Origin of the sequence: Protaetiibacter larvae (assembly GCF_008365275.1) — a bacterium.
GTDB lineage: Bacteria > Actinomycetota > Actinomycetes > Actinomycetales > Microbacteriaceae > Homoserinibacter > Homoserinibacter larvae.
Map to the genome: position 1 here is coordinate 274567 of NZ_CP043504.1, position 18384 is coordinate 292950.

The following is an 18384-nucleotide window of genomic DNA, read 5'->3' on the forward strand; positions in this document are numbered from 1 at the left end:
TCTTTCTCTCGTCGAACGAGGTCTGTGCCGTTGCGGCCAGTGCCTCACTCTCCCGCCATCCGGTTGGATGCGGTCTGCGGTCGCGCGGGCGCGGAAGCGCCTGGGCAACCTGACTATGGTACACGCATTACCCTCGAGTCATGGTCCCTCCCGCGAACCTCGGTGCTTTCGCGATCGCCGCGATCCTGCTCATCCTGCTGCCCGGCCCGAGCATCCTGTTCGTGATCGGACGCTCGATCGCCTACGGGCGCATCGCGGGGGTGCTCTCGGTGGTCGGGAATGCGCTCGGGATGCTGCCGCTGCTGACACTCGTGGCGCTCGGGGTGGGTGCGCTCGTGGCGGAGTCGGTGGTGATCTTCACGATCATCAAGATCGTGGGGGCCGGCTACTTGGTGTATCTGGGCATCCAGGCGATCCGGCACCGGAACGTGCCGGCGGCCGAGGACTCCGGGGCGCCGCGATCCGCGTGGCGGCTGCTCGCGGAGGGTTTCGTGGTGGGGGTGACGAACCCGAAGACGATCGCGTTCTTCGTGGCGGTGCTGCCGCAGTTCGTCGACTACCACGCGGGCTCGATCCCGCTGCAGCTGGGTGAGCTGGGGCTGGTGTTCTTCACCCTCGCGCTGATCTGCGACTCGTGCTGGGCGCTCGCCGCCGGCACCGCCCGCGCCTGGTTCGCGACCTCGCCGAAGCGGATCGCGCGGCTGCGCGCCACGGGCGGCGGCATGATGATCGGCCTCGGCGGCGTGCTGCTGTTCACCGGTTCGAAGCAGTAGTCCGCGTCGCTCGTCGAGCGGCGGCGAGGGGGTCACACCTCGCCGATCGAGTTCCGCGGCGCAGCCGCGGTGTATCGAGATCAGCAGCCGAGGTGCTCAGTTCCCCGCGATCTGGAGTCCGAGCCCTCGCGCCGCGCGCACGAGCCTCTCGTCGAAGCTCGCGATCGCGGCACGCTCGCGAATCGCGAGGTGCAGGACACAGCAGTCCGGCATCGGAAGCCCGGTGTTCGCACGCAGTTCTGCCAACACGAGAGGGTGATCCGGTTCGTCGTCGTACTCGATCCCGAGGTGCGCGAGGGTCGCCGAAGCCTGCGCCGCGCGCTGGGCGCGCACCGGCTGCACAAGAACCTCTGCGACGTTGATGCGGTGGGCCACCAGGCGGTCAGCGGCATGGGATCGAAGCAGTTCCCGTGCGGCGCCTGAATGCGCATCGGCGGAGTCGAGCACGGCGATCATGACGCTCGCGTCGAGGACGATCACTCGGGCCAATCCTTCCGGAGTTCCTCAAGGTATCCCGGGGAGTAGAGACCTGCGAAGCTGCCCGCGTAGCGGTCGATCGCCGCGAGCCGCCGTGCGAGCTCCGCCTCGTTCACCTCGGCGACCGCCTCGCCGTTCTCGGTGATGAGGCGAACCAGCAGGCGCGAGCGAGGTTCGCCGGGCCAACGCTGCTCGGCAGCGTCCAGCGCGCGCGCCACCTCGTCGGTCTCGGTGACCTGGTATCGACGACGAATGGTGGGCACGCGGGAAAGTGTACCACCGGGTACTTGGTGACACACCTTCCGGGCCTGGACCTAGCATGCGGCGCGGAGGCGGTCGTGGGCGGGGCTCTTCGAGGGCAGGGGTGTGCGCCTGCGGATGCCGTCGTCATCGGGATGGACGAGGAAGTAGTCACTGCCCTGTCGGGTGATGCGCCATCCGCTGTTGTGGACTTTCAGGTGGCAGAACGTGCACAGCAGCACCCCGTCATCGATGTCGGTACGGCCGTGATGCTGATCCCAGTGGTTGATGTGGTGTGCTTCGGTCCAGGATGGTGGCCGGTCGCACATGAGACACCCGCCATCCCGGGCAGCCATGACGAGGCGTTGCTTCCGGGTGAAGAGACGCTGCTCCCGACCCAGGTTGAGGGCTTTGCCGTCTCCGTCGAACAGGATCGGGATCGCACCGCCCGCGCAGATGAACCGTTCCGCCGTCTGAATCGAGACCGCGGGGTCTTGTCCTTCGAAGAACGCTGCACCCTCCCGGTGTCCGTCCGCATCGTGTGCGAGTTCGAGGTCGTGCTTCGTGACGAGGATCCGCACCGCGGGTGTGCGGTCGCCGAGGAGTCTCCCGTCATCCACCCGGGAGCCGATCCGCACCAGTTCGACGAGGGTGTCGAGGGTGAGTTGCTCGGTGGTGCGCTGGTCCCGCATCAGATCCTCCGCGCGTTGCACCTGCTCCGGGTTCACGAACCTCGGTCCGCCGCGTCGGGGTGAGGTGGCGGCGTCGAGGATCGGCACGACGACCGCGGCCGATTCGGGATCCAGCAGTCCGGTGATGCGGGTCATGCCGTCGAGTTGCTTCGAGACCCGCAGGGAGCGCTTGTCACGCAACTGTTCCTCACGGGCGGCGATGCCGGCGAGGTCGAGTTCGTCGCGCAGGCGCCCGGCACGGGTCGCGAGCTGCTCCAGGGTCAGCAGCGGCGCCGCCTGGACGAGAGTCTCCGCGGCGTTCGCGAGCGCGTCCAGGCGGGCCATGTCATCGGAGTCGCTGGCGGCTTGGGTGAGGCGGGTGCGGATCACCTCTGCCGCATCCACCGAGATCACCGCACTCGCGACCGCGTCCCCGATCAGCTGAAGCCATCGGGCGACCGGGGCCGCATCCGATGACGCATCTGGGCGGGAAACGTCCACGGGAAGCAACTCGCCGGCTTTCACCAAGCGACGCGCCTCCCCGGTGGACCCGCCCGTCAACTGGGAGATCAGCCCCTCTGCGGAACGTTGACCTCGGCGGGCGGCCAGTCCGTCGTGTCCGAGCTCGCGGCGGGACCGGTGGGCGATCTCCCCCGCGACCGCCGCAGCCACCGCATCCAGCCGCCGACGCACCTGGGCGATGAGCCGTTGCCCGTCCACCAGTTCCTGATCCGACAGCACCCCCACCACCGGCAACACCACAGCTGTCGTCGTGTCGCCGATGGTGGCGAGGAGGGCGGGGATCGAGGGCATGATCCATCATCCCATCGATCGAACGAGTATGCTATCGCCACCAACGATTCGTGGGCAACTGGCCGAACACACATCTGTGGAGGGGTGGCCGCATGATGGCCTCGAGTCGCGCCCGCTGCGCGGGCTACATCATGGGCGTCAACGGGGCCAACGGCGAGCGGCGCCGAGCCCGGCCCGCGAACCTGAGGTGCTGCGGGATTCGCGTAACGAGCGGCACCGGATCAGCTTCGGGGTCGTGGCGTCGTGACGTGGGGTGCTCGTGCGCCACAACGATCACCGGCGCTTGCCGAGCCCCGGAGCGCCGCCGGATACGGTCCAGTACCTCGGGCCCCAAGACCGCTTCTTGCGTTTGCGTTCAGTCGCATGCTCACTGCGTGCCACGCAGTCGGGACAGTCGCGGGCATCCGCCGCCGACAGCTTGGTTCGATTCGGTGTGATGACCCCGCACATCATGACGCGACCCGCAGAGACGCGGTGCCTCACGCCACCGACGACCTCCCAAACGCCCTCTCGCGTCCTCGCCTTTGCTGGAGTTGAGGACTTCGCCAGGCTGGGCTTTCGCGCCTTGCCTGGCGCCCCCAGCCGCTCGAGGGCGGCGTCGACTCGCGCCGTGAATTGCGAGAGTTCTGCTGCAAGTAGTGTCTTCGGCGCCCGCCGCGCGTGCTTTCGAGCAGTCGCGAGTGCCGCGTTGACGGCCATGACCCATTCGTGCTTCTGGGGGCCTGTCTTCGGGATCGCGTCGTTCTCAGCGCGCGCGAGCAGGTCGAGAAGCTGCCCTCGAAGAGCCCGGGATTCCGCGACATCCGCCGCCGGCACACCCGGGTTGACTTTCTCTGGGCGGGTTCGGCGCCGACCATCGCGCTCGCCGGCGGTGGCCTCTGCGATCGCGGTGAGGTCGGCGATCCGTGCCTGGTACCGCGCCAGCTCGGAGTGATCCGTGCTCACCGACATCTGGTCGACGAGGCGCTGCGCCGACGCGAGCCGGGTGTTCACGGCACTCAACCACGCAGCGGCCTCGCGGGCAGACAGGTGAGGCGCCTGCTTGATGAGTTCGTCCAGGCGGGCGAGCACGTCTCGAAGTGGTTTGGTCTCAGCGCGCTGGGCCACCGCTCGGCGGTGCGCCTTGGCTCTCACCCCGCGGCCTCCCCCGCGGGCACCGCGACCACCGTGTCGTACAGGCCGACATTGCGCCGACCGCCGTTCACCTCGATGCCGGTGTACGCGAGCGAGGCATCCTCGTAGCGCCGGAACGCGAACACCGCCTGGTTCATGTGGGCGGGATTGAAGACGCCCAGCGACACGAGCAAGTCGAAGTCCTCGACGCTGAGGCCGGTCACGGTCTTGAAGAGCTCGGGCTCGATCTTGGTGATCACGTCGCGGAGGGTGTGCTCGCGGTAGTCGGTGAGGTACATGAACGCGGGGATCCGGGTGGCGAACTTGATGAGCTTCTCCTGGATCTGCTTGCGCTTGGACTTGTACTCCTTCTCCTCCTCGCTGAGCTCTTTCTTCTCCTTCGGCGAGAGGGTGTCGCCCTTCTGCTTCTTGGTGTCGCTCACGGCCTCCGACTTGTTGACGACCGTCTCGAACACGGATGAGCCGAGCGCACGGAATCCCTCGATGTTCATCACGGCATCCATCGCCGCCTGCGACGACATGATCTTGCGCAACGTGACGTTGTCGACGTTGACGAGGATCGCCGACTCCCACTTGCGCGCCAGGAGCGTGGCCGAGGTGCCCGCCATGGCGATGTCGAGGATGCCGCCCGCATCCACCTGCGTCATGTGCGATCCGTCGTAGGCGAGCACGGGGAGGAACTTCACGAGCTCTTCGACGGCGCGCTCGGGGTTCCGCTCCTGGGGATCCAAGCCGATACCGTACTCGGCAACCTGGCGCAGGGAGCGTGTGGGCGCGAAGTCGAAGACGAAGCAGACGGGCTTGAGGATCTCCTCGGCCCGCGGGTCGTCGCCGTTCGGGTTCTTGATGACCCACGGCGACTGCACGCGGAACGCGGCCTGGAAGTACGTCTCGGGCGCCTTGAGGTTGCGCAGCATGAGGATCGACGACCACTGCGGCACGGTGACGCCCGTCGTGAGCTTGCCGACGGTCAGCGTGATGGTCTTGGTGTCGCGCCCGTTGCCGATCGCCGATCGCACGGGCGGCAGGGCGTCGAGCCCGACGCCGATCCCCGGGGCCGACACGTTGACGACGGTGTAGTCGTGCCACCACGCGTTCTGCGGTTCGGCGAGCAGGTTCGCCATCGCCGAGCATGACGCGACGCGGGGCAGCATCCAGAGGGAGTGCTGCAGGTACGGCAGCAGCCGGGTGTCGGAGTACGGGAACGGCGGCTTGCTGCCGGTCTTCAGCGCGTCGATCTGGGTGGGCAGATAGTTGCCCCGGATGATGTCGAGCCACTTCTGCACGTCGTCCTTGTGCACGAACTCGGCGGCCGCGCCGGCACCCGTCGCCTCGAAGAAGGCGTTGAGGTCGAACTCGTCGAACTCGCCCTGGCTGGCGACCGCGGTGAGCTCGTCGGGCATCTGGTAGGTGAAGAGCCGCATCTCGGGCAGTGATGCATATGGGTTGTGCTCGCCCGGATGCTCGACCGCGCGCTGCGCCTTCGCCCGCTGCTCGTCGGTATAGGTCCAGTTGAAGATCTGCTCCTCGATGAATCGGCCCGTCTTGAGTGCTTTGAACGGCGTGCCGGAGAGGTACAGGTAGGCCTGCGCCCGGATCGGCACGAAGGCGTCCTCATCGCTGCGGAGCACCTCGAGCTCCTCCGCGAAGGTGTCGAGGGCGGCGCCGAACTCGAGCTCGGTCTCCTTCTTGCGGGCCGCGTCGTCCTCGCCCTCGAAGAGCTCCTTCGCGGTGTCGCGCCAGGCCCCGAAGTGGTATTCGTCGAAGATGACGAGATCCCACGCGAGCTCGCTCAGCCACTGGTGGCGCGCCTTGAAGTTGCCGGCGGCGTCACGCCCCAGCAGGTCTTGGAACGAGCCGAAGTAGACGAGCGGGCGCTCGGGGTCGGCATCCGTCGGGTCGCCTCCGCTCGCGCGCGAGAGGTACTGCCAGCCGCCGAAGTCGACGTGCGACTCGAGGTCCTTCTGCCAGGCGTCTTCGACGGCCGGCTTGAAGGTGACCACGAGCACCCGCTTCGCCTCGAGCCGCTTCGCGAGCTGGTAGGCGGTGAAGGTCTTGCCGAAGCGCATCTTGGCGTTCCAGAGGAACTCGGGCACGGCATCCGAGTCGTGCGCCCAGCGGTCCTGGAAGTAGGCGTACGTCTTGTCGACGGCCCGCTGCTGCTCCTCGCGCATCGGGAAGTCGTCGTGATGGGTGCCGCTGTAGCTCGTGTTGGCGCGCAGCTCCTGGATGGCGGTGAGAACGTCGGCGGCCGTGCAGCGCATCCACTCGCGGCTCGACTCGTAGACGACGTTCTCGAAGCCCTTCTGGGCGAGCCGGGCGCGCACATCGGTGTCGGTGAAGGTGCTGCCGTCGGGGCGCTCGGCGAGTTCGTCGACCTCCACTGTGTACGCCACGCGCGCCTGCCCCTGCGACTGCCGGATGCGGTCGTTCACGTCCTGCGTCGTCTGTCCCACCTTGAGGCATCCGCGCCAGCGCTCGGCGACCTCGTCGCTCGACCACGCGTAGATGCGGAGGCGGGACTCGGGCTTCGGGACGAAGAGCTCGGACTCGGGCTTAGGCATCGGGGTTGAGCTCCATCGGCCGGACCACGCTCTCGATAAACGCGATCTCGTCGTCCGTGATGCCGTACTTCGCGTAGAGCTCCGCGTCGGTCCAGATCCGGTCCCAGCTCTGGCGCGGAACCCAGGTGTAGGTCGAGCGAAGGGCGTCCTGAGTGATCTTGCGGAGCGACACGAGGAACCGGAACAGCCGCGTCCGGTAGTAGCTCGCGAAGCTCGTCGCCTCGGCCTCCGACGCGAAGGGGGCGATCGTCAGGTACGACTGGGTGCAGACGGAGGGCGGCGACGCGACGATCTCGCGGCCGAGGATCTGATGCGGAAAACTCTCGCCGGCGCCGTAGGCCTTGGGCACGAGCAGCTTCCAGGCATCGATCTGCTGGGTGTTCTTTCGAACCTGTTCGCGTTCGACATACGAGACCGTCCGGCGCCCCTGGCCGATGCGATGCAGGGCGACCGTGCCGGGTCCCGGCGCCGCGACGAACGCCGTGAAGTTGGTCGCGATGCCGAACGGGGTGTCGCCCGACACCAGCTCCACGACCGACTTCTCGTCCCGACCGAGAACCTTGTGGAGGATGCCGATGGCCCGTTCGTCCCGGACGAAGACGTCGAACTCGCCCAGGTCGCGGCTCGGCTGACGGTGCTCGATCCCGCCCTCGACGCGCACGACGTCGCACATTCCCGCGTGCACATCGTCCCACAGGAAGTAACAGATTCCCCCCTTGACCTGCACGCCCGGAAACGCCTCGCCGGCATCCGGGAAGTCTACGAGGCTGCGGACCTTCCCCTCGGTGAGCATCATCGCGCGGAACGCGTCGAGGCCACGGCCGCCGGCCATCCAACGCGAGGGGATGACCATGCTCAGGAATCGCGGCTCCATCCGGATCGCCTGCTCGACGAACAGCTGATAAATCGACGAATCGCTCGACCCGCCGGCGCCCCCGGCCATCTGATAGGGCGGATTGCCGATGATGACATCGAACTTCACATCAGCTCCAAACATGCGCGCGAGGCGCGCTGCGACGTCGTGCGTATGGACGAAGGCGTAGGCGTGGGTCTCGAGAGCATCGTCCCGATCGAACCGGTCGCGGGGAGCACTGCAGTACGCGCACTTCGCTCCCGCCCAGGTGTGCTCCGTGCGCTCGAACCAGATGTTGCCCCAGTCGCGGTCGAAGGAGCTCGCGATCGAGTGCTCACCCGTCGCATCCTTCGAGCAGTAGACGCTGCGGCGCGCGAGCAGAGCGGTGAGGCTCGTGATGCCGATGCCGAAGACCTGCTTGGTGAGGATGTGGTCGACGCGCTCGCGCAGCTCGGGGATCTCGCCCTCGAGCCCCTTCGTCAGCCGTGCCGTGATCTCGCGCAGGAACACCCCCGACTTGGTGAACGGGTCGAGGAAGGTGACCGTCGGATCCGCCCAGATGCTCGCGCCGTCGTGGGCTTCGGCCCACGCGAGCTCGAGGGTGTCGAGCATGCGGTTCGCGAACTCCGGCGGCGTGAACACCTCGTCGTTGGAGAGGTTCGCGATGCAGGTGAGCACGTCGGGGTTGTGGGCGGCGAGAGCGAGCGGCGCCTTCGCGGGCGTCTCGGTCATGCCGCGAGCTCCTGCACGGTGGCGGGCGGGTACTCGGCGACCGGCACGAAGATCTCGTGCTCCTCGAAGTGCGTGAAGAGACCGACGGATGCGGAGGAACGCTGGGTGAGCGCGTCGTAGCGGAAATCGCGGCGCTGGAACCTGCCGCGCCCGAGGTACGCCCACTCGGGGAAGGTGATCGGCTCGTCCTCGCCGGTGGTCATGTCGAGCGCATCGCCCTCGACGATGTTGACCGCGAGCACGGCGCGAGCCGCGCGCTGCCACACGCCCTCGGCATCCGCCTTCAGGAAGCGGACGAAGGTGTCGAGCAACCGCTCGCGGCACTCGGCCGCATTATCGGCGAGCAACTCGATGCCGTACACGCACATGAGCGCGAGCAGCGCGTAGTGGCGGCGCTCGAAGTCGCTGCGGCCGTAGCGCGCCTGTACCGTGGCGAGCTTGCGTTCGAGGATCGGGATCAGGAAGTTGCCGGAACCACACGCAGGCTCCAAGAAGCGCGAGTCGATGCGCTCCGCCTCCGCCGCAACCAGGTCGAGCATGTCGTCGACGAGCCACGCGGGCGTGAAGACCTCGCCGTGGTCGGCGACCCGCTGACGCGACTTGACGAGGCGCTCTGCCCGATCCCCCGTTGTCGACACAGAGTGGAGTGTACAAGTACCCGGGGACATGCGCCCTGGCATGGATGCCCGGGCACCCTGAGGCTTGTCGGGTGCCCCGAGTTCCCTCCGCCGCTGCCGCCCACATCGGAGGGCTCATCGGAGCGCAGCGGCTTCAGGCGGGGCTCACGCAGGACCAGCTCGCGGCGGTGAGCGGCATCGACTCGTCCAACATCCGGGCGTACGAGAACGGGCGGGCGATGCCGAGCATCCACTCGCTCGTGCGACTCGCCACCGCGGTCGGGGTGGAGCCGGGGTCGCTGCTGGACGGGGTCACGCCGGAGATGTTCCCGATGGCACCGCAGGACGGGCGCCGGCGGGCGAACTGACACCCGGCCCGACCCGCCGGAATCCGCAACTCAGGAGCGGCCGGGATTCGGGGCGCGGATGCCGTCGCCCGGGCAGGATCTCCTGAGTTGCGAAAACCGCGGGATCCGCAACTCAGGAGATATGGGCAGAACGGGACCGCGGCGGGCCGTCGGGCACGCGGAATCCTGAGTTGCGGAAACGACAGAAGGCCGCCCGCGGGTGCGGACGGCCTTCCGGGGATCTCGATACGCCCGCTGCGCGGGCTACTCGATCAACGAGAGTGCGAGTGGCTAGAGCTTCGTCACCTGGTCGAACGACAGCTCGACCGGCGTCTCGCGCTCGAAGAGCGAGACGAGCACGGTGAGCTTGCCGCTCTCGGGCTTGATCTCGGAGATCGTGCCGGGCAGGCCCGCGAACGAGCCCTCCTTGATGGTGATCGTCTCGCCGACCTCGAAGTCGATCTCGGCGGGGATGACACGCGGGGCGGCCTTGCCGCCCTTCGCCGTGGTGCCGCCCTTGGCCGGCGCCTCCACCACCTGCACGAGGCTCTTCAGCATGTTGAAGGCCTCCTCGAACCGCAGCGGGGTGGGGTTGTGCGAGTTGCCGACGAAGCCGGTCACCCCGGGGGTGTGGCGCACGACCGACCAGCTGTCCTCGTTGAGGTCCATGCGCACCAGCACGTAGCCGGGGATGCGCACGCGGTTCACGAGCTTGCGCTGGCCGTTCTTGATCTCGACCACGTCCTCCATCGGCACCTGGACCTCGAAGACGTAGTCCTCCATGGCCATCGAGGTGCGGCGGGACTCGATGTTCTGCTTCACGCGCTTCTCGAAACCGGCGTAGGAGTGGATGACGTACCACTTCCCGGGCTTCGAGCGCAGCTCGGCGCGGAACTCCTCGTAGGGGTCGACCTCGGGGGCGTCGCCCTCCTCCTCGACCGTCTCCTCGTCGGTGGTGGCGGCGAAGGCGGCCTCCGCCTCCTCCGCGGAGTCGATCTCCAGGGCGTCGTCGATGATGGCGTCGGCCTCCGGGTCGGCGGCGGCTTCGAGCGCGTCGAGCGCGCTCTCGAGCTCCGACTCCACGTCGCCCTCGTCGACGATGTGCAGCGCGCGGTGCTCGGCGGACTCGGCGCGCGCCTCCTCCTCGGCGAGCACGTTGCCCTCCTGGGCCTCGTCCTCCTCGGAGGACTGCTCGGCCGCGGTCGCGAGGTCGATGTCGAGGTCGCGCTCTTCTTCAGTCACGGTGTCTTTCTTTCCTTGCGTCGGATCCGTCACGGGCAGCGGATCGGCCTAGCCGAGCGTGCCGTTGCCGAACGCCCAGTTGACGAGCCAGCTGAACAGGTAGTCGAGCCCGTAGACGAGTCCCATCATGATGACCACGAAAACGAGCACGACACCGGTGAAGCTGAACAGCTCGCGGCGGGTCGGCGTGACGACCTTCTTGAGTTCTGCGATGACCTGCCGGATGAAGAGGGCGATCCGCGCGAACGGGGAACGGCGCTCGGCGCGCTCGCGCTTGGCGGTCGCGACGACGTCCTCGCTGGGCTCGTCGATCACCTTGCGTGCCACTCTTCACTACCTTTCGGCCGATGATCCGGCGCAATCACACACGCCGGACTCGCAGGGCGGACAGGACTCGAACCTGCAACCTGCGGTTTTGGAGACCGCTGCTCTACCAATTGAGCCACCGCCCTACGTCGCCTGATCCGCCTTGTCCGCCGTGCTCTGGGCATGGCGAAGCTTGGCTGATTGGGCAACCTGGTCAAGTGTACGGCATCCCCGCGGGGCGCCCGCTCGCGGCCCGGGATGACCATCCGGCCCGGTGCAGTCGCTCGAAACCGTCGAGGAGGGTGTCGAGCGCGAACTCGAACTCGAACTGGTCGTCGCAGCCCTCGCTCACCACGCTGTCGTCGTCGTGGGACGCGGTGGCGGCGGCGGCGAGCAGGTGCGGGTACCGCGCGGCGAACTCCCGCAGCATCGCCTCCTGCGTCGCGGCGTCGGGAGCGGCGGCGGGCGCGGGCTGCGGATGCTCGCTGTGCGGTTGTTCGGCCGGCGCGGATGCGTCGTCGAAGATCTCCTGGGTGAATCCCCAGCTGCGGCTCCCGAGGGCGTGCATGGCGTGATGCGTGAGGTCGCCGGTGAATCCGCCCGCCAGGAACATGCCGGCGATGTCGTCGAGGTAGTCGAGCACGGCGGGGGTCTTGCGGGTGCGGGTCTCGAAGACGCGGCGCGCCCACGGGTGGCGCTGCAGCATCCGCCGTGCCGAGAGCACCGTGGAGCGGATGGCGCCTCGCCAGTCGGGGCCGGCCGGGGCGCGGTCGATCTCGTCGATGAGGGCGTCGACCATGGCGTCGAGCAGCTCCTCTTTTGCCGTGACGTGCTTGTAGAGCGCCATCGGCACGACGCCGAGCTCCTTCGCGAGGCTGCGCATGCTGAGGGCCTCGCTGCCGATGCGGTCGGCCAGCTCGATCGCCCCGCGGACGACGCGCTCGCGGTTGAGCCGGTGCGGTGCGGCGGCCTCGGATGCGTTCTCCACCGGCGACGTCCTCTCGCGCTCCGCGTTGACAGGAGTACAGCGTACACCTTATGGTTCTCGCGAAGGTGTACGCCGTACACCTGACCGAGAAGGAGCCTCCGCACATGACCGCCACCCGCCGCACCGCCGCCCTCGTCGGAGCCCTGTTCCTCGTCACCCACGTGACCTCCGTGGGGGCCCGCATCCTCTACACCCCCGTGGTGACCGACCCCACGCGCCTCGGCGACGACACGCCCCTCCTCGTCGGAGCCCTCCTCGAGGTCGTGCTGGCGGTCGCGGTCGCGGCCACCGCCTTCGTCGTGCACCCCGCCGTGACGCGGCACAATCCCGGCGCCGCACTCGGCTACGTGGCGCTGCGCACCCTCGAAGCCTCGGTGATCCTCGCGGGCGTCGTCGCCATCCTCACCCTCGCGAGCATCCGCACCGCCCTCGCCGCAGACGGCGTCGATCACACCGGGCTCGAGACGCTGGCCGGCGTGGTGACGAGCTTCCAGGACTGGACCTTCGTGATCGGCCCCGGCCTCGTCTGCGGGGTGAACACGGTGCTGCTCGCCTGGATCATGTTCCGCTCGGGCCTCGTACCGCGATTCATCGGGATGCTCGGGATCGTCGGCGGGCCCGTCGTCTTCCTCGTGAACGCCCTCAAAGTGCTCGACCTCGACGAGCCGCTCATGCCGTGGCTCGGCCTCGGCGCGGTGCCGGTGTTCGCGTGGGAGATCCTGCTGGCGCTCTACCTGCTGTTCCGCGGATTCCGCCCGACCGCGCCCGACGCCCCGCTCAGGGGCTGAGCGCCGCGCGGGCGGTCGTCACGACGGCGGCCGCGACCGCGTCGAGGGCGGGCGAGCGCAGCTTCCACTGCTGCCAGTAGAGGGGCACCGCGAAGCCGGGGCCATCCGGGTCGAGCTCGACGAGTTCATCGGCCGCCTGCGTGAGCTGCGCGCCGAGCAGCATCCCCCAGCCGAGACCGAGGGTGATCGCCTGCAGGAAATCGCTCGACCCGGAGATGAAGTGCCGCGGCGGGTCGATCCGCCGTCGGCTCATCCGGCGCAGGAATCGGGACTGCAGCTCGTCGTCGTGGTCGAAGTCGACCACGGGGGCGAGGGCCAGGGACGCGGCATCCGCCCCCTCCGGGAACCAGCGGGCGGCGAAAGCGCGCGACGCGGCCGGGCGGTAGACCATGGCGCCGAGACGCGTCGAGGTGCAACCGGCCACCGGCTCGGCCTGCGAGGTGACCGCCGCCATCACCCGGCCCGAGGCGAGCAGCTCGGCGGTGCGGTCCTGATCCTCGCGGTGGATGTCCACGGTGATCCGCCGCTCGATGCACACCGGGGCGATCGCCGGCAGGAACCAGCTGGTGAGCGAGTCGGCGTTGACGGCGAGCGGGATGGTCGTGAAGCTCGCCTCATCCGTGCCCTCGAGGCGGAGGGCGGCCGCGGCATCCGCCTCGAGCAGGGCGATCTCGCGCGCGAGGCGCAGCAGCACCTCCCCCGACTCGGTGGCACGCACCGGCTTGCTGCGTTCGACGAGCACGCGGCCGAGCTGCTGCTCGAGGGCCTTGATGCGCTGGCTGACGGCGGACGGCGTGACGGTGAGCCTGCGCGCAGCGGCATCGAAGGTGCCCGCGTCGACGACGGCGCGGAGGGTGGCGAGCAGATCACGATCCAGATTCATCTGTAGTGATGCTAATGGTGATCCAGAATCCTGAACTGGATTGATGCCGCGGCTCGACCTAGCCTCGACAGCGTGACCTTCGCCGCATCCCTCGCCGCCGCGCTCGCCGGACTCGGACTCGGGCTGTCGATCATCGTGGCGATCGGCGCGCAGAACGCCTTCGTGCTGCGCCAGGGGCTGCGACGCGAGCACATCGTGGCGATCGTGGCGATCTGCGTGCTGAGCGACGTGGCGCTCATCGGTCTCGGGATCGCGGGCACCGGCTGGGTGCTGAGCGCGGTGCCGTGGCTCATGACGGCGGTGCGGATCGCGGGCGCCGCGTTCCTGGCGACGTATGCGGCGCTCGCCGCTCGCCGGGCGCTGCGCGTGGATGCCGCGCGCCTCGAGGTGGCGGCAGACGGGTCCGCCTCCCGCAGCCGCACGCTGCTCACCGCGATCGCGACAGCCCTCGCGGTGACGTGGCTCAACCCGCACGTGTACCTCGACATCGCGCTCATCGGGTCGATCGCGAACGGGCACGGGGATGCCCGCTGGCTGTTCGGCGCGGGGGTGGTGGCCGGCAGCGCGCTGTGGTTCACGACGCTCGGGCTGGGGGCCCGCGCGCTCGCTCCGCTCTTCGCGCGCCCGCTCGCCTGGCGCATCCTCGACGGCGCGATCGCCCTCGTGATGCTCACCCTCGCGGTGCTCGTCGCCCTCCCGCTCGTATCGGGCTGAGCTGCCGCGGCGGGAGATGCGACCGCGTGGCGGGAGGCGTTACTCCCGCCGTCGGGTCGCGGCTCCAGCCGCGCCATGAACAGCTCGGCTAGAGGAGGCGGCGCTCGAGCGCCCAGGCGGTGAGCTCGTGGCGCGAGGAGAGCTGCAGCTTGCGCAGCACCGAGGAGACGTGGGTCTCGACCGTCTTGATCGAGATGTAGAGGTGCGACGCCACCTCCTTGTAGGCGTAGCCGCGGGCGATCAGGCGCATCACCTCCTGCTCGCGCGCCGAGAGCCGGTCGAGCTCGTCGTCGGTCGCCGCCACCGCGGGCGCGCCCGCCGCCGTGCCGAAGGCGTCGAGCACGAAACCGGCGAGCCGCGGCGAGAACACCGCGTCCCCCGCCGACACCGTGCGGATCGCGGACGCCACATCCGCCCCCGAGCTCGCCTTCGTGATGTAGCCGCGGGCACCCGCGCGGATCACCCCCACCACATCCTCCGCCGAGTCGGACACCGAGAGCGCCAGGAACCGCACCTCGCCGAGCAGGGCGGCCGAACGCCGCACCACCTCCGCGCCGCCGCCGCCCGCCCCGCCCGGCAGGTGCACGTCGAGCAGCACCACCTCGGGGCGCAGCTCGTCGATCACCCGCACCGCGGCGTCCACGTCGCCCGCCTCCCCGACCACCTCGACGGCATCGCCCAGGTCGGCTCGCAGGCCCGAGCGGAAGATCGAATGATCGTCGACGATGATGACGCGCGTCACGCCTCCGCCCCCTTCCCGGATGCCGGGGCGCTCGTGGCGCGGCGGGGCAGTCGCAACTGCACCTCGGTGCCGTCCGCCCCGCTCGTCACCACAGCGCTCCCCCCGGCTCGCGCCATGCGCCCCACGATCGACTCCCGGATGCCGAGACGCCCATCCGGCACCGCATCCGGGTCGAAGCCGGCACCGCGGTCGCGCACGAACACCTCGACCGACTCCGGGGTCGCCTCCGCGTACACCGCCACCTCGCCGCCCGCGTGCCGGGCCGCGTTCACGAGCGCCTCCCGCGCGGCCCCGGCGAGCGCCGCGCTCGCCACCTCGCCCACGTCCCCCACGGTCACCACCTCGATGCGCACCGCATGCTCGAGCTCCAGTTCGCGCGCGATCGTGCGCAGCTCGGTGGCCAGGTCGTCGGCGAAGGGGTCGCTGCCGGCGAACAGCCAGTCGCGCAGCTCCCGCTCCTGGGCGCGCGCGATGCGGGCGATCTCGGTGCCGGTGCCGGCACGGTTCTGGATGATGGCGAGCGTCTGCAGCACCGAGTCGTGCAGGTGCGCGGCGATCTCGGCGCGCTGCTCCTCCCGCGCGCGGGCGGTGCGTTCGGCGCCGAGCTCGGACCACAGCGTGATGAGGCGCGGGATGAACAGCACCGCCACCCCGATCAGCACCAGCAGCACCCCGAGCACAGCGGGCATGGGCAGCCCGCGAGACAGCGCGCCCGCGAACACCAGCCCGCCCTCGACGATGAGCAGCGTCGCCGCGAACGCCCGCACCACGGGTGCCGAGCGCGCGTGCCGCGGGTCGTGGCGGTCGGCGAACAGGGTCCACGCGATCGCCCCCACCGAGAGCACCGTGCTCTCGAGGATGCCGGGAGGCACCGGGTAGAACGCGAACCAGGTGGTGACGACGCCGATGATCGCGAACGCCGTGGACGCCACGAGCAGCACGGCGCCCACCGGCACGACGCGTCCCCCCGGAGCATCCGTGCCGGCATCCTCGCGCGGCACAAACGCCCAGAGCCAGAGGTAGAGGAGAACGCCGACCCCCGCGACGAGCGCGAGCCCGAGGAAGGCGAAGCGTGCCCCGGCGGGCGGGATGCCGAGGTGGCGTGCCACGCCCGCGCTCACCCCGCCGAGCAGCACCTCGCGCGGCCGCACGAGCGGCGGACGGGCGACGGCTGCGGTCATGCGTCGATCCAAGCACGCCCGAGCGTCCCCGCCATCCGGGATCAGGGGACGATCAGGGGTTCACCCCATAGAGGGCGACGCGCCCGCTGACGACGATCGAGTCATGCCCCGACGCACGCCACCTCGCGAGCCCCCCGCCGACCTCGACGGCGACGCCGCCGCGACGCCCGACGCCGAGCCCGGCGGCAGGGTCGAGGCCGCGGTCGAAGCTGCGGTCGAGGCTGAGACCAAGGCCGAGCCCGCAGCCCAGCCCCAGCCCGCAGCCGAGCCCGAGGCGGAAGCCCAGCCCGACACCGATCCCGATCCGGCAGCCGCCGACGGCACGCCGCCGCGCGAGGAGTCGCCGTTCTTCGGATGGCTCCGCCGCCTCGACGTGCCCCGCCGGCACGGATGGCTCGGCGGCGTGTGCGCCGGCGTCGCCCAGCGCCTCGGCATCGACCCGATCCTGGTGCGCGGGGTGGTCGTGGTGGTCGCCGTGCTCGGCGCCCCCGTGGCGCTGCTGTACGCGGTCGCCTGGTTCCTGCTGCCCGACCAGGAGGGCACGATCCACGCCCAGGAGCTCGGGCACGGCCGCATCACCCGGGCGCTGCCCGGCATCGCGGGGCTCTTCCTGCTGTCGTTCCTGCCGCTCGCACAGGGTTTCTGGTTCGCGGGATCCCTTTACTGGGGCGACCCGAGCTGGCTCGGCGCGATCCTGCGGGTGGTGTGGACGGCCGCCGTCATCGTCGCGGTCGTGGTGCTCGTGGTGTGGCTCGCCCGGCGCTCCGCGGCGACCGACATCCCGACCACGCCCGCCACCACCGACGACCGGCCGGAGACGGTGCCGAGCTTCCCGGCGGACGCCGCACCGGCCGAAGCGGAGCCGGCGGATGCGGATGCCGTCCCCGCCGCAGCCGCCCTCGCCGCCACGACCCCGACCGTGACGAACCCGGCGGCTGCGCCCGGCGAGCCCCCCGCACCGCCCGCCGACGCCTCCACCGAGGAGCTCGCCGACTGGAAGCGCAGCCAGGATGCCTGGCAGAAGCAGCGCGCCGCGTGGGTCGCGGAGCAGCGTCGCAGCGAGCGGGAGCGCAGCCAGGCCGAGGCGCATCAGCGCGCCCTCGCCGCCGCCGAGGCCGCCCGAGAACGCGCGCGCATCCGCAAGCTGACGCGACCCCGCGCGAGCGCCGGGGTCGTGTTCCTCGTGCTGGGCGTCGCCCTGGTCGCCGGCGCGCTCGCCGCGCTCGCCGCATCCGGATCGCCCGCGACCACGGGAGCCGAGTGGATGATCGGCGCCGCCGTGCTCGTGCTCGTGCTCGGCGCGGGCACCCTCGTGGTCGCCCTGGCCCGGCGCCGCAGCGGGGCGCTCGCCTTCTTCTCGATCCTCGCGGTGCTCGCGCTCCTCGCCGCGGTGGTCTTGCCGCACGACCGTCAGGTGCTGCTGCCGGGTTCCGGCATCAACACCGTCCAGGGCGGACGTTTCGCCCAGATCCTCGGCACGACCTGGATGTATGTGCAGGATCGCGACGACGAGCCGGTGGTCGTCGACCTCTGGCAGGCGAGCGGCAACATCAACGTCGAGATGGCCGAGGGCTCGACCGTGCGCCTCGAGGTGGTCTCGACGTCGCCCTCGCGGGCGGCCGTCGGCATCGACCAGGCCCGCATGGACGGCGACATCAGCCGATTCGCCGGCTACAGCGTCGGCGAGAGCCGCCGTGTCATCACGATCGGCGACGGCGACCCCGACCTCGTGCTGCGGGTCTGGCTGGGCTCGAGCGCGTGGCTCTCGATACGGGGCTGGGGGCAGAGCGAGGTGTTCGCCACGCTCGACCCGCTGCCCGACCAGTGGATGCAGTGGGATCACGACACGGAGACGAACCTGCTCGAGCCCACCCCCATCCCCTCCACCGAGCCCGGCGCGACCGGCGAAGGAGCACTCTGATGCCCGACACGACCCCGTTCGACACCCTCGACGAGCCCACCCCGGATGCCGCGGCCGCGCGCCTGCCGCGCCCCCGCATCCGGATCGGGGCCGCGCTCTGGGGCCTCGTGCTCGTGGCGCTCGCCGCGACCACCATCTGGATCTCGAGCACCCCGGCCCGCCGCGACGAGGCGCTCGCGTGGGTGCTGGGGCTCACCCCGCTCGGCTGGTCGGTCATCGGTGTCGTCACCGTCGGCGGCGTGATCGCCCTGCTCGCGCTCGCGGCCGTCATCCGCCGCGCCCAGAAGCGCCGCAGCTAGCGCCGCATCCACCGGATGGTGGAGGGGTCGCGGTGCGCCGCCTCCCTCTGCCCCAGAAATGCAGGAGAAGTTGGCCGGAGCACGGGCGCCGGCCCGCAC

19 protein-coding genes and 1 tRNA gene are annotated in these 18384 nt (G+C 70.0%); 6 read left to right on the top strand and 14 right to left on the bottom strand.

What is annotated here, in order from left to right; all coding sequences use genetic code 11:
* The first annotated feature begins 140 nt into the window (after positions 1–140).
* Positions 141–773, top strand: a complete 633-nt coding sequence (locus FLP23_RS01210) for a LysE family translocator (protein WP_149324190.1) — start codon at positions 141–143, stop codon at positions 771–773.
* Between the two features lie 96 nt (positions 774–869).
* Here FLP23_RS01210 and FLP23_RS01215 read toward each other — a convergent pair whose 3' ends face one another.
* From FLP23_RS01215 to FLP23_RS01245, 7 genes are all read right to left on the bottom strand, one after another.
* Complete coding sequence (locus tag FLP23_RS01215) at positions 870–1253, bottom strand: type II toxin-antitoxin system VapC family toxin (protein WP_149324191.1); 384 nt, start codon at positions 1251–1253, stop codon at positions 870–872.
* The gene (locus FLP23_RS01220) at positions 1250–1513 is read right to left on the bottom strand and encodes a hypothetical protein (protein ID WP_149324192.1); all 264 of its coding nucleotides are present in this window, start codon (positions 1511–1513) and stop codon (positions 1250–1252) included. The genes FLP23_RS01215 and FLP23_RS01220 overlap by 4 nt, the downstream gene beginning before the upstream one ends.
* Positions 1514–1564: 51 nt before the next feature.
* Positions 1565–2974, bottom strand: coding sequence for an HNH endonuclease signature motif containing protein (locus FLP23_RS01225; RefSeq protein WP_149324193.1), 1410 nt, complete (start codon positions 2972–2974; stop codon positions 1565–1567).
* 273 nt (positions 2975–3247) lie between these two features.
* Positions 3248–4045, bottom strand: a complete 798-nt coding sequence (locus tag FLP23_RS01230; protein WP_149324194.1) for a hypothetical protein — start codon at positions 4043–4045, stop codon at positions 3248–3250.
* A 59-nt stretch (positions 4046–4104) separates the two neighbouring features.
* Positions 4105–6672, bottom strand: a complete 2568-nt coding sequence (locus tag FLP23_RS01235) for a DEAD/DEAH box helicase family protein (RefSeq protein ID WP_149324195.1) — start codon at positions 6670–6672, stop codon at positions 4105–4107.
* Positions 6665–8257 (bottom strand): Eco57I restriction-modification methylase domain-containing protein, encoded by a 1593-nt coding sequence (locus FLP23_RS01240; protein WP_149324196.1) that lies wholly within the window; start codon positions 8255–8257, stop codon positions 6665–6667. Before FLP23_RS01240 ends, FLP23_RS01235 begins: the two co-directional genes overlap by 8 nt.
* Positions 8254–8895 (bottom strand): SAM-dependent DNA methyltransferase, encoded by a 642-nt coding sequence (locus FLP23_RS01245; protein ID WP_246140015.1) that lies wholly within the window; start codon positions 8893–8895, stop codon positions 8254–8256. The genes FLP23_RS01240 and FLP23_RS01245 overlap by 4 nt, the downstream gene beginning before the upstream one ends.
* 71 nt (positions 8896–8966) lie before the next feature.
* Between FLP23_RS01245 and FLP23_RS01250 the strand changes: the two genes are divergently transcribed.
* Positions 8967–9242, top strand: coding sequence for a helix-turn-helix domain-containing protein (locus FLP23_RS01250; protein WP_168200343.1), 276 nt, complete (start codon positions 8967–8969; stop codon positions 9240–9242).
* Between the two features lie 270 nt (positions 9243–9512).
* On the opposite strand, the gene nusG is transcribed toward FLP23_RS01250, so the two are convergent.
* The 4 genes from nusG to FLP23_RS01270 all read right to left on the bottom strand — a co-directional run bounded on the left by nusG (position 9513) and on the right by FLP23_RS01270 (position 11757).
* A complete protein-coding gene (nusG, locus tag FLP23_RS01255) occupies positions 9513–10463 on the bottom strand; it encodes a transcription termination/antitermination protein NusG (RefSeq protein ID WP_149324198.1) in 951 nt (316 codons plus the stop codon).
* 48 nt (positions 10464–10511) lie between these two features.
* Positions 10512–10790, bottom strand: a complete 279-nt coding sequence (secE, locus tag FLP23_RS01260) for a preprotein translocase subunit SecE (RefSeq protein ID WP_149324199.1) — start codon at positions 10788–10790, stop codon at positions 10512–10514.
* A gap of 52 nt (positions 10791–10842) precedes the next feature.
* Positions 10843–10915, bottom strand: a tRNA-Trp gene (locus FLP23_RS01265).
* A 68-nt stretch (positions 10916–10983) separates the two neighbouring features.
* Positions 10984–11757, bottom strand: a complete 774-nt coding sequence (locus tag FLP23_RS01270) for a TetR/AcrR family transcriptional regulator (RefSeq protein WP_149324200.1) — start codon at positions 11755–11757, stop codon at positions 10984–10986.
* Positions 11758–11861: 104 nt separating this feature from the next.
* Here FLP23_RS01270 and FLP23_RS01275 point away from each other — a divergent pair, with 104 nt between their 5' ends.
* Positions 11862–12545, top strand: coding sequence for a DUF4386 domain-containing protein (locus tag FLP23_RS01275; RefSeq protein ID WP_149324201.1), 684 nt, complete (start codon positions 11862–11864; stop codon positions 12543–12545).
* On the opposite strand, the gene FLP23_RS01280 is transcribed toward FLP23_RS01275, so the two are convergent.
* Positions 12535–13428 (bottom strand): ArgP/LysG family DNA-binding transcriptional regulator, encoded by an 894-nt coding sequence (locus FLP23_RS01280; protein WP_149324202.1) that lies wholly within the window; start codon positions 13426–13428, stop codon positions 12535–12537. The genes FLP23_RS01275 and FLP23_RS01280 overlap by 11 nt on opposite strands.
* Before the next feature lie 72 nt (positions 13429–13500).
* Here FLP23_RS01280 and FLP23_RS01285 point away from each other — a divergent pair, with 72 nt between their 5' ends.
* Positions 13501–14142, top strand: coding sequence for a LysE/ArgO family amino acid transporter (locus FLP23_RS01285; RefSeq protein ID WP_149324203.1), 642 nt, complete (start codon positions 13501–13503; stop codon positions 14140–14142).
* 88 nt (positions 14143–14230) lie between these two features.
* Here the strand turns inward: FLP23_RS01285 and FLP23_RS01290 are convergent, their stop codons facing one another.
* Complete coding sequence (locus tag FLP23_RS01290; RefSeq protein ID WP_246140016.1) at positions 14231–14884, bottom strand: LuxR C-terminal-related transcriptional regulator; 654 nt, start codon at positions 14882–14884, stop codon at positions 14231–14233.
* Complete coding sequence (locus FLP23_RS01295) at positions 14881–16065, bottom strand: ATP-binding protein (protein ID WP_149324204.1); 1185 nt, start codon at positions 16063–16065, stop codon at positions 14881–14883. Before FLP23_RS01295 ends, FLP23_RS01290 begins: the two co-directional genes overlap by 4 nt.
* 103 nt (positions 16066–16168) lie before the next feature.
* On the opposite strand from FLP23_RS01295, the gene FLP23_RS01305 reads away from it, so the two are divergent.
* Together FLP23_RS01305 and FLP23_RS01310 are read left to right on the top strand one after the other, a co-directional pair.
* Positions 16169–17986 (top strand): PspC domain-containing protein, encoded by a 1818-nt coding sequence (locus FLP23_RS01305; protein WP_168200344.1) that lies wholly within the window; start codon positions 16169–16171, stop codon positions 17984–17986.
* The gene (locus FLP23_RS01310) at positions 17986–18285 is read left to right on the top strand and encodes a hypothetical protein (RefSeq protein WP_149324207.1); all 300 of its coding nucleotides are present in this window, start codon (positions 17986–17988) and stop codon (positions 18283–18285) included. Before FLP23_RS01305 ends, FLP23_RS01310 begins: the two co-directional genes overlap by 1 nt.
* Positions 18286–18384 lie beyond the last annotated feature (99 nt).